Source organism: Thalassobaculum sp. (genome assembly GCF_040219215.1).
GTDB lineage: Bacteria > Pseudomonadota > Alphaproteobacteria > Thalassobaculales > Thalassobaculaceae > Thalassobaculum_A.
Genome location: NZ_JAVJSX010000024.1, coordinates 51196 through 64911 on the forward strand (window position 1 = coordinate 51196; position 13716 = coordinate 64911).

Annotated in this window: 17 protein-coding genes; 6 read left to right on the plus strand and 11 right to left on the minus strand. The window is 63.4% G+C overall.

The annotated features are described in order from the left end of the window. Window positions 1-82: 82 nt before the first annotated feature. On the minus strand, window positions 83-265 hold the full coding sequence (locus RIC54_RS17355) for a DUF1192 domain-containing protein (protein ID WP_350089409.1): 183 nt from the start codon (window positions 263-265) through the stop codon (window positions 83-85). 109 nt (window positions 266-374) lie between these two features. Here RIC54_RS17355 and RIC54_RS17360 point away from each other — a divergent pair, with 109 nt between their 5' ends. Continuing rightward, on the plus strand, window positions 375-1409 hold the full coding sequence (locus tag RIC54_RS17360; RefSeq protein ID WP_350089412.1) for an NAD(P)H-quinone oxidoreductase: 1035 nt from the start codon (window positions 375-377) through the stop codon (window positions 1407-1409). Between the two features lie 130 nt (window positions 1410-1539). Further along, the gene (locus RIC54_RS17365) at window positions 1540-2106 is read left to right on the plus strand and encodes a DUF1013 domain-containing protein (protein WP_350151251.1); all 567 of its coding nucleotides are present in this window, start codon (window positions 1540-1542) and stop codon (window positions 2104-2106) included. 9 nt (window positions 2107-2115) lie between these two features. Here the strand turns inward: RIC54_RS17365 and RIC54_RS17370 are convergent, their stop codons facing one another. From RIC54_RS17370 to RIC54_RS17380, 3 genes are all read right to left on the minus strand, one after another. Further along, window positions 2116-2541: a hypothetical protein gene (locus RIC54_RS17370; protein ID WP_350089418.1), complete on the minus strand. Its 426-nt coding sequence runs from the start codon at window positions 2539-2541 to the stop codon at window positions 2116-2118. A 124-nt stretch (window positions 2542-2665) separates the two neighbouring features. Further along, complete coding sequence (locus tag RIC54_RS17375; protein WP_350089421.1) at window positions 2666-3388, minus strand: GNAT family N-acetyltransferase; 723 nt, start codon at window positions 3386-3388, stop codon at window positions 2666-2668. Between the two features lie 93 nt (window positions 3389-3481). Then, the gene (locus tag RIC54_RS17380; RefSeq protein WP_350089425.1) at window positions 3482-3781 is read right to left on the minus strand and encodes a hypothetical protein; all 300 of its coding nucleotides are present in this window, start codon (window positions 3779-3781) and stop codon (window positions 3482-3484) included. Between the two features lie 222 nt (window positions 3782-4003). On the opposite strand from RIC54_RS17380, the gene RIC54_RS17385 reads away from it, so the two are divergent. Then, window positions 4004-4465 carry a GNAT family N-acetyltransferase gene (locus tag RIC54_RS17385; protein ID WP_350089428.1) on the plus strand — a complete coding sequence of 154 codons (462 nt, stop codon included), beginning with the start codon at window positions 4004-4006 and terminating at the stop codon, window positions 4463-4465. Between the two features lie 232 nt (window positions 4466-4697). Here the strand turns inward: RIC54_RS17385 and RIC54_RS17390 are convergent, their stop codons facing one another. The 3 genes from RIC54_RS17390 to RIC54_RS17400 form a co-directional block, all read right to left on the minus strand. Beyond that, window positions 4698-5438: a hypothetical protein gene (locus RIC54_RS17390; RefSeq protein WP_350089431.1), complete on the minus strand. Its 741-nt coding sequence runs from the start codon at window positions 5436-5438 to the stop codon at window positions 4698-4700. 99 nt (window positions 5439-5537) lie between these two features. Further along, window positions 5538-6323, minus strand: coding sequence for an SDR family NAD(P)-dependent oxidoreductase (locus tag RIC54_RS17395; protein ID WP_350089434.1), 786 nt, complete (start codon window positions 6321-6323; stop codon window positions 5538-5540). Then, window positions 6320-8218, minus strand: coding sequence for a propionyl-CoA synthetase (locus RIC54_RS17400; RefSeq protein WP_350151253.1), 1899 nt, complete (start codon window positions 8216-8218; stop codon window positions 6320-6322). The genes RIC54_RS17395 and RIC54_RS17400 overlap by 4 nt, the downstream gene beginning before the upstream one ends. Before the next feature lie 643 nt (window positions 8219-8861). On the opposite strand from RIC54_RS17400, the gene RIC54_RS17405 reads away from it, so the two are divergent. Beyond that, window positions 8862-9131 carry a hypothetical protein gene (locus RIC54_RS17405; protein ID WP_350089440.1) on the plus strand — a complete coding sequence of 90 codons (270 nt, stop codon included), beginning with the start codon at window positions 8862-8864 and terminating at the stop codon, window positions 9129-9131. A gap of 158 nt (window positions 9132-9289) precedes the next feature. On the opposite strand, the gene RIC54_RS17410 is transcribed toward RIC54_RS17405, so the two are convergent. Continuing rightward, window positions 9290-9436 carry a hypothetical protein gene (locus tag RIC54_RS17410; protein ID WP_350089443.1) on the minus strand — a complete coding sequence of 49 codons (147 nt, stop codon included), beginning with the start codon at window positions 9434-9436 and terminating at the stop codon, window positions 9290-9292. Here RIC54_RS17410 and RIC54_RS17415 point away from each other — a divergent pair. Next, window positions 9435-9968 carry a hypothetical protein gene (locus tag RIC54_RS17415; protein ID WP_350089446.1) on the plus strand — a complete coding sequence of 178 codons (534 nt, stop codon included), beginning with the start codon at window positions 9435-9437 and terminating at the stop codon, window positions 9966-9968. The genes RIC54_RS17410 and RIC54_RS17415 overlap by 2 nt on opposite strands. Before the next feature lie 167 nt (window positions 9969-10135). Here RIC54_RS17415 and RIC54_RS17420 read toward each other — a convergent pair whose 3' ends face one another. After that, window positions 10136-10330, minus strand: a complete 195-nt coding sequence (locus RIC54_RS17420) for a hypothetical protein (protein ID WP_350089449.1) — start codon at window positions 10328-10330, stop codon at window positions 10136-10138. 421 nt (window positions 10331-10751) lie between these two features. After that, complete coding sequence (locus RIC54_RS17425; RefSeq protein ID WP_350089452.1) at window positions 10752-11573, minus strand: cyclase family protein; 822 nt, start codon at window positions 11571-11573, stop codon at window positions 10752-10754. 169 nt (window positions 11574-11742) lie between these two features. Between RIC54_RS17425 and RIC54_RS17430 the strand changes: the two genes are divergently transcribed. Further along, entirely contained in the window at window positions 11743-13362 is a 1620-nt protein-coding gene (locus tag RIC54_RS17430; protein WP_350090644.1) for an acyl-CoA synthetase, read from the plus strand. Between the two features lie 86 nt (window positions 13363-13448). On the opposite strand, the gene RIC54_RS17435 is transcribed toward RIC54_RS17430, so the two are convergent. After that, window positions 13449-13616, minus strand: a complete 168-nt coding sequence (locus tag RIC54_RS17435; protein ID WP_350089455.1) for a YdcH family protein — start codon at window positions 13614-13616, stop codon at window positions 13449-13451. Window positions 13617-13716: the final 100 nt, after the last annotated feature.

Genomic DNA, 13716 nt, shown 5'->3' on the forward strand with positions numbered 1-13716 from the left:
TCGCCCGCGACGCGACGAGGGGCAATACTGTCAAAGCGGGAAGAATGTCCAGGGCAAACACCACCGTACATTCCCGCAGTTGTCATCGCTTGAACAATGAGTCCGCCACCGAGGCGACGCCCTTCTTCTGGGCGATCGCGGTACGCGCCCGGACGATCTCTGCCTCCATCGCGGCAATGTAGGCCTCCAGGTCCTCGAAGCTCCAGTTCGACAGGTCCTTGAGCTTCTTCGACTGGTTGCGCGGTTCCAGATCCTCGAGATCCATGACGCTTCTCCCACTTCTTCGTCTGCCTCGCCGCTGCGGGCCTGACCGAAGCGGCGCAGCTATGGTAGATCGACTTGCCACCTTCAATCATCACCAGTGAGCACAGATCATGACACGTCCCGACACCATGCGTGCCGTCACCGCGACCGACGACGCCGTCACCATGGTCAGCCGGCCGGTTCCCAAGCCGGGCCGGGACGAAGTCCTGATCCGTGTGGTCGCCGCCGGGGTCAACCGCGCCGACCTGGCGCAGCGCCAGGGCCGGCACGCGCCGCCACCGGGCGCTTCCGACGTTCTGGGCCTGGAAGTCTCGGGAATCGTCGAGGCGGTCGGCCCCGGGGATCCGCTCGACCTCGATCCGGAGTCCCGGATTCCCGCACCACAGCCAGGCGACCGGGTCTGCGCCCTGCTTGCCGGCGGCGGCTACGCGGACTATGCGATCGCTCCCCGGCAATGCGTTCTGCCGGTGCCCGGGGATATGGACATGGTGGAAGCGGCGGCCTTGCCGGAGGCCGCATTCACCGTCTGGGACAACATGGTCACCCGAGGCGGGCTGGACGTCCCCAAGGCAATCCTGGTGCATGCCGGCGCCAGCGGAATCGGCACCCTGGCCCTGCAGCTGGCCCGCACCCTCGACTGCCGGATCTTTGCGACGGCGGGAACCGAGGCAAAGCGCGCCGCCTGCGTGTCGCTTGGAGCCGAACGGGCGTTCGACTACCGCACCGAGGATTGGGCCGGCGAGATCAACGCCCAGTGCGGTGGCGCCGACATCGTCCTGGATCTGGTGGGCGCCTCGCACCTGGCGAAGAACATCGAAGTCCTTGCTCCGGAAGGCCGGCTGGTCACCATCGGCTTCGTCGGCGGAGCGTCCGCGGAGCTGGACATGCGAGCCGTCGCCCGCAAGCGCCTGACCTTGACCGGATCGCTGCTTCGGGGACGCAACGCCGTGCAGAAGGCGGCCATTGCCGAGCCGGTCTACGCCGAGCTGTGGCCGAAGATCGCGCGCCGGGATATCGAGCCGATCATCCACACCACCTTCGCCCTGGAAGACGTCGATCAGGCCCACGCCCTGCTGGCCGGAGACACCGTCATCGGCAAGCTGGTTCTGGAAGTGGACCACGCCCTGTGCGCCGCCGACGCCTGAGCGCCCAAGCCACATAAACCTTTGCCGGGCGGCATGGAAATCCCTATATAGGGACGCGAATCCCGACACCTACACTTGGACTGCAACCGGGCGTCGACGTTGGTGACGCCGCGGTCGAGGAGAGAACACGATGGCGCAACCGCACATGCCGAAGGCCACTGCCGTGTGGTTGATCGACAATACCGCGCTGACTTTCGAGCAGGTCGCCGCGTTCTGCGGTCTCCACCCCCTGGAGGTCCAGGCGATCGCCGACGGTGAAGTGTCTGCCGGCATCCAGGGTTTTGATCCGGTACTGGCCAACCAGCTGACGCGCGCCGAGATCGCGCGGTGCGAGGCTGACCCGAAAGCCCGCCTGCATATGGCGACCAGCGACCTGCCGAAGCCGATCGATAAGACCAAGGGTCCGAAATACATCCCTATCGCCAAGCGCGGCGACAAGCCGGACGCGATCGCCTGGCTGGTGAAGCACCATCAGGAACTGAAGGACGCGCAGATCGCGCGCCTGATCGGCACCACCAAGGACACCATCAACAAGATCCGTGAGCGCACCCACTGGAACAGCCCGAACATCCAGCCGCGCCACCCGGTGTTCCTCGGCCTGTGCAGCCAGCGCGACCTGGATGCCGCCATCGAGAAGGCCGGCGGCACCAAGGTACCGCCGGAGGAACAGCTCGAGTCGATCAGCGAACTGCCGTAAGCGTCCGGTTCAGCCCGGCGCATCCCCGGTTGCCAGCGTCATTGCGATGGCAAACAGCAGCATGCCGATTCCGACCGCGGCGATCGGCAGCACGGCCTGGATCATCGCCTGCTTGCCGCTGATCCGGCTCCGGTCGGCGTGAAACTCCTCAGCTTCCCAGTCCTTGAAGGATTGCCCGGTAACCGCCGGCGGCTCGCTGCCGCGCCATGGTCGCGTGTCTTGCAACCGGATTCGGCGCAGGACGTACGGTAGAGCCAGCGTTGCGAGGACGAACCCGCTGACGATGGCCAGCAGGTAGGCCGTCAGGCCACCATCGCCGAGAAAGCCCCAACTCGCGGTAATCATCAAAATCGCAAAGGCCGCCATCGTCCGGTAGACGGCCGGGTGGAAGTGATCCTGGCCATGACGGCCGGAATACGGTGCCGTCGTTGCCATGTATCCTCCTCAGGCGCCACGCGCCTTGGCCATGGCCGTTCCCCGATTCCTGCAATTTACGTCGTGGCGATCGCAGCAACCGCCATGCGGCTGAACGCCGCACGGCGGAACACCGCCGGAGGCGTCACCCCGATGCGGCGGCGGCCGTCAGCTCCGACAGGCTCTGCTTCTGCCGTCCCTGCCCGTCGAAATTCGACGGGTCGAGCCAGCGCGTGAACGCCGTCTTCAACGCCGGCCACTCGGTATCGAGGATCGAGAACCACGCGGTGTCGCGGTTGCGGTTCTTGTACAGGGTCGCCTGCCGGAACAGCCCCTCGTACTGGAAGCCGAGCCGCTTGGCCGCGGCGCGCGACGGCGCGTTCAGGCTGTCGCACTTCCATTCGTAGCGGCGGTAGCCGAGTTCGTCGAACACCCGGGCCATCATCAGGTACATGGTCTCGGTCGCCATCACCGTGCGTTGCAGGGCCGGCGACATGGTGATGTGCCCGACCTCGATCACCCCGACGGCCGGTTCGATCCGCAGGTAACTGGCGTATCCAAGCGCGCGGCCGGTCGCCTGCTCGACCACCGCGTAGAACAGCGGGTCCTCGCTAGCCTCGCACTTGGCCAGCCAGGCGTCGAAGCCGGCCCGGTCGCCGTCGAACGGACCGATCGCGAGATAGGTCCACATGCTGCCGTCATCGGCCGACACCGCCTCGAACATCGTCTCGGCATGGTCGGCGACCCGTAACGGCTCCAGCCGAACGCTGCGCCCGACCATCGCGGAGCGGGCCGGCCGGGCGCACGGCTTCCAGTCCGGTACGGCAAAACCGATCGGCTGGCCGTGATCGTTGGTGCGGGCAGTCATGGGAGGCTCCGTCGACGGGTATTTGGACTCTCCGGATGCCACAACAGAGGCCATCCGATTAGAGCCAACCGCGGAACGGCCAATGGACCAAGCTCAGCTTCGGATCCGCTCGCGTACCTGCCGCAGGACGTCGACCCGGTCCAGGATCGCGTACAGGGCCTTGTAGCCAACATACAGCTGGAAGAACAAGCCAACGACCGGAAGCAGCGTCAGGAGCGCCCACAGCCACGGGCGACCGCCCAGCCGGCGGGCAAGAAAGTAGTTTCCGACGGCAAACGCCACCGACCAGACCACCCACCAGGCAAACGGCAGATAGGGGCCGACGGTCAGCATGAACGGCACCAGATCGGGAAAGTACTGCTGCCACCAAGCCGTTGGCATTCCGGTTCGCATGGTCACAGCCTCCGCGCATGTGCATGGCGCGCAGTGTTCACCCGACCGCCGGCACTTGTCACGCCGGATTGTCCATCCTCTTCATGCCATGCGTGTGTACCGTCGGTGCAGCTGCGGCACGAGATTTGGACGCATGGATCGCACGCCGACCGGCCGTATACGCCGGCCAATCGCCAGCCCTAGGTTGGTCACCGTCAGCAGCACACATCGGGAAACGCATCGATGACCAGCAAACCGATCATCCGGGATGTCCGGAAGGCCGATTTCGAGCAGTGGCAGGCCCTGTGGGCCGGGTACAACGCCTTCTACAAGCGCACCGGCCCCACAGCGGTCTCCGATGAGGTCACGCGAACCACCTGGGCGCGTTTCTTCGACGCGTACGAGCCGATGCACGCCATGGTCGCCGAGCATGACGGCCGCCTGCTTGGCCTCGTGCACTACATCTACCACCGCAACACCACGATGCTCGGCCCGGCCTGCTACCTGCAGGACCTGTTCACGGCACCGGACGCCCGCGGCCACGGGGTCGGCCGCGCCCTGATCGAAGCGGTGTACGACCGCGCCGCCGCGGCCGGCTCGCCCCGGGTCTACTGGAACACCCAGGAGAACAACGACACCGCCCGAAAGCTCTACGACCAGGTGGCCGACCTGACGGACTTCCTGCTGTACCGGAAGACAATTTAAGAGCGGGACCCAGATGAATCCGGTCTTGGTCCAGCGTTCAACAAACGCCGATTAACCGCAACGGTCCTTTTGGGGTTGTCATTTGCTGATGTAGCGTCGACACGGCACGACATGCTCGGACAGTTTGGGATTGGCCAGACAGAAACTGACTATGTGATAATCACAGTTCAGACAGTTATTTCTGCTCCCCCGAAACGCAGGTCGACTTTATCGGCCCGCTCCGAAGCGTGCATTAGAACGGGATCTCGTCGTCAAGAGACGCCGGCTCTTGTGGCGAGGGCAATGGTTCGTGAGTACGAGGCGGCATCAGTTGCCGGACTTCATGGTTTTCGATCATTCGACTCGCCGCGTCTCGATCTTGCTCTTCTTTAGCTTGGCCAACTGTCTCTTCAATCTTGTTAACCAGCTCACGAACTGCACTTGCGGCTCCACCGACATCTGCAATGGCACCTGCGACTGCAAGTGTGACCACGCCCACCGCAATGAATGTTAAATTGCGGGAATCAAGATCACTCTCGAATTTGTCAACTTGCCTGATGAGTTTATCGATTCGAGCTGGCGGCAAATTGAGTTTACGAACTTCTTCACGAAGATGAATTGTGAGCGTCCGAAGTCGATCGCGTGTCGCTCCTTCTAAAAATATCGCTGTTCGGAGTTTGCGATCTGCTCCTTCCAACATAAGTTGCATCGTATAAAAGCTGAGGTCAGACACAAAATCATCAAAAGCGTGATCGTTCCAATTGCTTCGACGAGGCATTTCGATGTTGGAAATAGGTACAATATTCAAATATTTTGCCGCAGAAACCACTGAAGTCATATAACGCAGTCGAGCATCTTGAACAACACCCCACTCTTCTTCATTACTGATTTGCTCATAGTACCGTTTTCGACAAATTTGCTCTATCTGGACAAATCGCTCCCGTGGATTCTCCGGTAGATCTTCTATTTCTTCCTGTGTGATAAGCAAATCCATAGAAATGCCTCCGCCAAGCGATCCGCTGAAATTACCACACAGTAGGTCTTTGAAAACCTTTTACCACCAAAACGGAGTGCCGGTGGTGGTATGCTGCCCCTACTCCTTCGGCATCACCTGGCTGAGCGCCAGCCTGCCGCCGTCGGGGTAGATGGTCTGGCCGGTGAAGTAGGCGCTGTCGTCGGTGGCGAGGAACAGCGCCGCGCCGGCGATCTCCGACGGTTCGGCCGGGCGGCCGAGCGGGGTGCGGCTGCGGACCCGGTCCATCGCCTCCGGGTCGGTCAGCATCGCCGAACGGAACAGGTCGGTCGCCACGCTGCCGGGACCGATGGCGTTGACCCGAATGCCGTGGCGCGCCAGTTCCACCGCCATGGTCTTGGTCAACTGGTTCACCCCGCCCTTCGACGCGTTATAGGCGGCCAGGCCCAGCGGCACGATCACCGCGTTGACCGAGGCGGTGTTCACGATGATGCCGCGGATCCCGCGGTCGACCATCCGCCGGGCCGCCTCCTGGCCGGTGTAGAACACCCCCTTCAGGTTGACCGCGATCACCCGGTCGAAGGTGGCGTCGTCCAATTCCAGGAACGGCGTGTTGTGGATGATGCCGGCGTTCGCCACCACCACGTCGAGCGAACCATAGGCCTCGATCGCTCGATCCATCAGGGACGCCACCTGCTGGCGGCTGGTGACATCGCAGGCGACGAACCGCGCCTCGTTGCCGGCCGCGCGGATCCGGCCGACGGTCTCGTCGCCGGCCAGCGGGTCCATGTCGGCGGCCACCACCTTGGCCCCCTCGGCGGCGAACCGCTCGGCAATGGCGGCACCGATTCCCCGTGCGGCCCCGGTAACGACGGCGACCTTGCCCTGCAGGCGCATGCTCTTCATCCCTTCTGCGGATAGCCGACGGTCTGCAGCGACTGGGCGATCTCGCCCAGGATCGCCGGGTCGTCGATGGTTGCCGGGGCGGCCACGTCCTGGCCGTCGGCGATCTTCTGCATGGTGCGGCGCAGGATCTTGCCCGAGCGGGTCTTCGGCAGGCGCTGGACCACCGTCGCCACCTTGAACGCGGCGACCGGACCGATACGCTCGCGCACCATCGTCACCACCTCGGCCACGATCTGCTCGTGCGGCTTGTTGACCCCGTCCTTCAGCACCAGGAAGCCGAGCGGCACCTGGCCCTTGAGCGCGTCGGCCACCCCGATCACCGCGCATTCCGCGACGTCCGGGTGGTTGGCCAGCACCTCCTCCATCCCGCCGGTCGACAGCCGGTGTCCGGCGACGTTGATGATGTCGTCGGTGCGGGTCATGACGTGCAGGTAGCCGTCGTCGTCGATCACCCCGGCATCGCCGGTCTGGTAGAAACCGGGATACTCGGTCATGTAGCTGGTCACGAACCGGTCGTCGTTGTTCCACAAGGTCGACAGGGCGCCCGGCGGCAGCGGCAGCTTGATCGAGATGGCGCCGATCTCGTTGGGCTTCACCGCCGAACCGTCGGGTGCCAGCACCTGGACGTCCCAGCCCGGCACCGGATGGGTCGGCGAGCCCGGCTTGTACGGCAGTTCCTCGATGCCCAGGCAGTTGGAGACGATCGGCCAGCCGGTCTCGGTCTGCCACCAGTGGTCGACGGTCGGAACCTTCAACTTGTCCTGGCACCACTTCAGGGTGTCGGGATCGCAGCGCTCGCCGGCCAGGAACTGGGCCTTGAAGTTCGACATGTCGTACTTGGCCAGCAGCTTGCCGTCCGGATCCTCCTTCTTGATGGCGCGGATCGCGGTCGGCGCGGTGAACATCACCTTGACCTTGTGGTCGGCGATCACCCGCCAGAACGCACCTGCATCCGGCGTACCGACCGGCTTGCCCTCGTACAGCACGGTGGTGCAGCCATGGAACAGCGGCGCGTAGACGATGTAGGAATGACCGACCACCCAGCCGACGTCGGACGCCGCCCAGTACACGTCGCCGGGGTCGACGTCGTAGATGTTCTTCATCGACCACTTCAGCGCGACCAGGTGGCCGCCGGTCGGTCGCACCACGCCCTTCGGCTGACCGGTGGTGCCGGAGGTGTACAGGATGTAGGCCGGATCGGTCGCCTTGACCGGCACGCAGCCGGCAGGCGGGGCAGCAGCTTCCGCGTCCTCCCACAGCACATCGCGGCCCGGCGCAAGCTCGGCTTCGACCTGCGGGCGCTGCTTGATCACGCAATGCTGCGGCTTGTGGGCCGCCAGTTCGATCGCCCGGTCGAGCAGCGGCTTGTAGGCCAGCACCCGCTGGCCCTCGACTCCGCAGGACGCCGACACGATGACCTTCGGCGTGGCATCGTCGATCCGGGTCGCCAGTTCCTTGGCGGCAAACCCGCCGAACACCACGGAATGCACGGCACCGATCCGCACGGTCGCCAGCATCGCCACCAGCGCCTCGGGAATCATCGGCATGTACAGGATCACCCGGTCGCCGTAACCGACGCCGAGCCCGCGCAGGGCGCCGGCGAACCGGGCGATCCGCTCCTGCATCTCGCGGTAGGTGTAGGTGGCGACCGTGCCGGTGACCGGGCTGTCGTGGATCAGCGCCGGCTGCTCGCCACGCCCCGCCTCCACATGGCGGTCGATCGCGTTGTAGCAGGTGTTGGTCTCGCCGCCGACGAACCAGCGCGAGAACGGCGGACGGGAGTCGTCGACGACCTGGTCCCAACGTCTGGTCCAGGCCACGTCCTCCGCGGCCTCGGCCCAGAACGCCGTCGGATCCGCCATAGAGCGGCGGTAGACCTCGTGGAAACGGCCCATGTTTCCTCCCCTGTTCTCGTCGCGGCCTTAACACGACCACGATCCTCATTGGTCCGATCCTGATGGAGTCCGGGCCAGATGTCAGCAGGGTGGCGAGCCGGCAAGAGTGCCGATCACATCCGGATCGGCTTGCCGAGGTCGATGCGGTTCCTGTTCATGAAGGGTCAGATCCGCCTTCCGGTCGTCGGTCGGAGCGCTTGTCACGTTGGGGGTGGCGCAGCGGCTATATACATGGAGCGTGCCCGCGGCGCCCTCAAGGGAGCCGAAGGCAAACGTCTGACCTATCGACGGACTGGTCTCGGGGCATAACAGCAGCGGGCGAATCACAGATCAAAAGTTAAAAAAAACTGGTCGAGTCGCTCTTACGCTGGGACCACCATCGCGAGCAGCGACGCAAGCGATAGTGGCTCTGCGCCTTCGTGTGAGGAAGATTTAGATTAAATGCTTGACGACAGTACGGCAAATCCGCCGAATCGTAAGATTGACCAAAGCGGACACCGGGGCCTGCCAGCCCCGGGCCGCCGGTTCCTAAACGGTCGGCCGTCCGGGAACATGCTCTTGAGAAGCGACAGTGACTTTCTATTGAGTCGCAAGCAAAGTCAATTGGACGGCCCAGTTTCAAGCCCATGAAAGGGTTAGTCACATGGCAGTCTATTTAATCACCTACGACCTGAATAACGAGACCGTGCGCCCGAAGATCGTCAAGGACATTAAGGCGTATGACAACTGGGCGTGCCTGTCCGAATCGTCATATGCCGTTGTCTCCGACGGGACGCCCGAAGCCGTCTACAACTACCTGTCCAAGCATCTCGACGGTGACGACACTCTCTATGTGATCAGCCTTCGGCGACCGTATTCCGGGCAAGGCTCGAAGGCTGTGAACGACTGGCTCGACACCAACCTTCAGTGGTGAACCGCACCGAAGCCTGCGCCGTCAATCGGCGCCTCACCTCGGCAACCTGACCCGACGTGTCGGGCTGGAGCACAAGGCGATCATCCTCAAGCGCAACGCGCATTGTGGCGGTCCCGGATGAGATCGCTAAGCCTCGGTCAGCGCAAGCTGGCCGAGGTCTACTTTTCGCGACGCTCCTGGACCTTCGGAGGATGCTTTGGTTCTTCGTCCTTATGCGGCTTCAGCGTGGTCCGCAACAGGTTTCTGCCCACCTTCTTGAACCGAGGATCGTCCTCGGCCCGCTTGTCGTCCTTGGAGTCAGTCATGAACGGGCGAATCCCCGGTGACGTTGTTGAAGCTCTATGCGGCGCTGTCGGCCATGTGGTCGTAAACTGGGCGTTTGTTGAGGTCGCAGTGGATACATGCATTGCGACGATCTACCAAAACGCCGGGGGCAAACACATAGAACGAGAGATCCCAAGCGCTATCGGTCGCAAGGTCAAATTTCTTCGTCGGTGCATCAAGCAGATCGGCGCGCTGTCACTATATCGCACGGAAGGCGACCAACTGCTCAATAGAGTGAACGCTGTGAAGGACACGCGGCACATGCTCGTGCACGGATGCGTCACCGGCTACGAGCGAGAAAATCACGCATTCACGTTTGCCAAGATGGACACCATCAACAACCGGACCCGGCACAAACTCAATCCATCAAAGTTTACCGCACAGCAGATTCTCGATGACGGAACCGAGTGTCAGACCTTGGCCCGCGACCTGACTCGCTTCAGCCAACGCCTGTTCGAGGCTTTCCCTAGTGAGGATGAATTGAACAACGGCCCTAGCACCATCGGAGGCTAGTGCGTCGCTCAATTTCCATTGTTCAGGGTCGACGCAACGTCCCGTTCAAGTGTTGCTAGTACACGGATTTGTCGGTCTAACCGAATCTTGAAAACTCTCTTTGTTCATTACAGAGATTCCGATGGCGCGAAATCAAGCGCCCTCTGGCGCTGCTTCACGCCAACGCCCTAGTCATGGCGACAAAAGAACCCCTTAACGGAATCGCGACGGTACATCAGCGTCGGGATCGAGATCTCGTCAGTCTCTTCTTTTGCATCAGGTTCAAAATTGCTTTGACTGATTTGCGCCGCGCTCGCCGGGACCGGGCCGCCGGTCAGCAGGAAGGGTGCGAAAGCCAGGAACGAGAGAGGTTTCTTCAGCATGGGAGCGCTCCTCGATTTGAACCGTCGCAGCATGCGCTGCGCGCACGTGTCACTCTTCAGATGGCGCTCTTTTTATCGGTAATTTCGAAACATTTTCTTTCCAATCAATATTAAAAATTTGTAAAATTGGCTTATTGCAAGTTTAGAGTGTCGCTCTTCAAATCGACCGCGTAGTCGAGACACAGAATTGATGGCCGATTTCGGTCGCGTCGGTTGATGGTGCGAAAGCCGGATCGACACGCTTCGCCAGATGCCCGGTCGACCACCGGCACGGCCGCCGGTCAGATGATCGTGCGCAACGCGACGCCGCCGCTCTGATATGCGGAAAGCCACTTCAAGGCAGTCCTGGTCTGGCCCTCGTATCGGCCCCGGGTGATGGTGCGCGGGTGGTTTCTCCGCCCTTAACGGTGAAGCGACAGCCTCACACCAGCGCGAATACCCGGGCCGGTCCGCCGGAGCCGCCGCGATGTTTCGGCGCCCCGACGACCAGGGTCGCACCCTTGGCCGGCACCTTGTCCAGGTTGGCGATGCACTCGACACCCCAGCGGTTGCTCGGCAGCCAAGCGTAGTGCGTCGCAAAGTCCCCGGACTGCCCGAAGTCGAGCGACAGCGTGTCGACCGCCATGCCGACCGCCGAGCTTTCCTCCATCAGCATCTTGGTGGCCTCGGGGTGGAAGCCCGGGAAGTGCATCTTCTTGTCGGCGCCGACGTTGCGGAACTTGTCGGTGGCAGCATGCTTGTCCCAGCCAGAGTTCATGGCGACGCAGCACTTGTCCGGCAGCGGGCCGTTCGAGGCGATCCAGGCCTTGATGTCCTCCGGCGTCACCTGGGCGTCGGGGTCGGCGGATGCCTTGGCCCGGATGTCGACCACCGCGAGCGGCACCACGAGGTTCGCCACCGGGATCTCGGCGACGCTCTGGCCGTCCTTCGAGAAGTGCAGCGGCGCGTCGACATGGGTTCCGGTGTGCTCGTTCACCGTGATGACGCTGAGGTTGAAGCCGTTCTTGTCGAAGCTGAACTTCTCTTCGGTCGCGAACTGCGATTCACCGAAATAGGTCGGAAACGCCGGATGCAGCTCATGGGTCATGTCCTCGACCTGGCCCGTCCCGGCAGCCAGGGCGGGCGACGCCCCCGCGGCGGTCCCGACGGCCGCGGCGGCAGCTCCGGCCGCAGTGACCTTGAAGATGTCGCGCCGGCTGAGCATGCGGCGCTTGACGGATTCGACGACACAGTGATGGCACATGACTCGACCCCCCCGCTCGATCGGCCGGTCCCGGATCGGCCGGCTCGCCTGCCCCTAGGGTGCAGCCACGCGGACGGAAACTCCAGTGTTACGGGATACGATCGCCGGATTGCCCTTGCCCGACCTCGACGCTACGGTCTGCGACATCCGCTGCAACGCCCGGGCGACGATGAACCAGTACGACACCGACCTCGACAAATCGCCGGCCAACTACGTGCCGCTGACGCCGCTGTCGTTTCTCGACCGCACGGCCGCGGTGTTCCCGAGCCGGCTGGCGGTCGTGCACGGCAAGCGTCGCTACACCTGGGCGGAAGCCGCGGCGCGCTGCCGCCGGCTCGGCTCGGCGCTGACCAGGCGGGGGATCGGCAAGGGCGACACTGTCGCCGCCATGCTGCCCAATACCCCGGAGGCGTTCGAGGCGGCGCACGGCGTGCCGATGACCGGCGCCGTGCTGAACATGCTGAACACCCGGCTCGACGCCGAGGCGCTCGCCTTCATGCTCGACCACGGCGAAGCCAGCATCCTGCTCACCGACACCGAGTTCGCGCCGACGATCGAAGCGGCGCTCGCCCGGACCACGCGCAAGCTCACCGTCATCGACGTCGATGACTCCGAGGGTCCCGGCGGCAAGAGGCTCGGCGAGACCGACTACGAGAGCTTCCTTGCCAGCGGCGACCCGGAATATCGCGGTATACGCCCGGCCGACGAATGGGACGCAATCGCCCTGAACTACACCAGCGGCACCACGGGCGATCCCAAGGGCGTGGTCTACCACCATCGCGGGGCCTACCTGAACGCGTTGGGCAACGTCCTGACCTGGGGCATGAAGATGCACCCGGTCTACCTGTGGACCCTGCCGATGTTCCACTGCAATGGCTGGTGCTTCCCCTGGACCATCACCGCCCAGGCCGGAACCCATGTCTGCCTGCGCAAGGTCGAGGCCAAGGCGATCTACGACACCTTCGCCGACGAGGGGGTGACCCATCTGTGCGGCGCGCCGATCGTCATGTCGATGCTGCTGAACGCAGCCGATGAGATCCGGCGGGAGTTCCCGCAGAAGGTCCAGATGATGACCGCGGCGTCGGCCCCGCCGGCCGCCGTCCTGGAAGGCATGGAACGGCTCGGCATCGAGGTCACCCATGTCTACGGCCTGACCGAAGTCTACGGTCCCGCGGTGGTCTGTGCCTGGCACGAGGAGTGGAGCGGCCGGCCGATCGAGGAACAGGCCGATCTGAAATCCCGCCAGGGCGTACGCTACCCGGTGCTGGAAGGCCTGATGGTGGCAAACCCGGACACCATGGAGCCGGTGCCGGCCGACGCCACGACCATGGGCGAGGTATTCCTGCGCGGCAACATCGTCATGAAGGGCTACCTGAAGAACCCCACCGCGACTGACAAGGCATTCAAGGACGGCTGGTTCCACTCCGGAGACCTCGGCGTCATGCACCCGGACGGCTATGTCGAGCTGAAGGACCGGTCCAAGGACATCATCATCTCCGGCGGCGAGAACATCTCCACCATCGAGGTCGAAGGCGTGCTGTACCGCCATCCGGCGATCCTGGACGCCGCGGTGGTGGCCAAGCCGGACGAGAAATGGGGCGAGACGCCCTGTGCGTTCGTCACGCTGCGCCCCGGCAAGACGGCAACCGCCGAGGAGGTGATCGCCTTCTGCCGAAAGCACCTCGCCGGATTCAAATGCCCCAAGACCGTGGTGTTCGGGGAATTGCCGAAGACTTCGACCGGCAAGGTTCAGAAATTCGTGCTGCGCGAACTGGCGAAGGACGCATAGCAAAGCCCGCCTTCCGAGCCGAAAGGCGGGCTTCGGTGCCGACCCGGATCAGGGCCGGCGGTAATAAATGGGTGGAAGTTTCTCGACTAGACGCGCTCCAGACGCATGATCTCGTCCTTGATGGCAAGCTTCTGACGTTTCAGGTCGTGCACGGTGACATCGTCGGGATGGGGGCGGCCCTCTTCGCGTTCGAGCTTGGCCTCCAGGGTTGCATGACGGCTACGCAGGCTATCAATCCGATCGGTGGTGGTCATACGCACCTCCTTTCATCTATGCCGGGCCAGGATAGGCTCCGACTCCATACGCTACGCCTGTAGACCTGAGGGTGCAAAGCCCACCCGGCAAGGCCTTGAA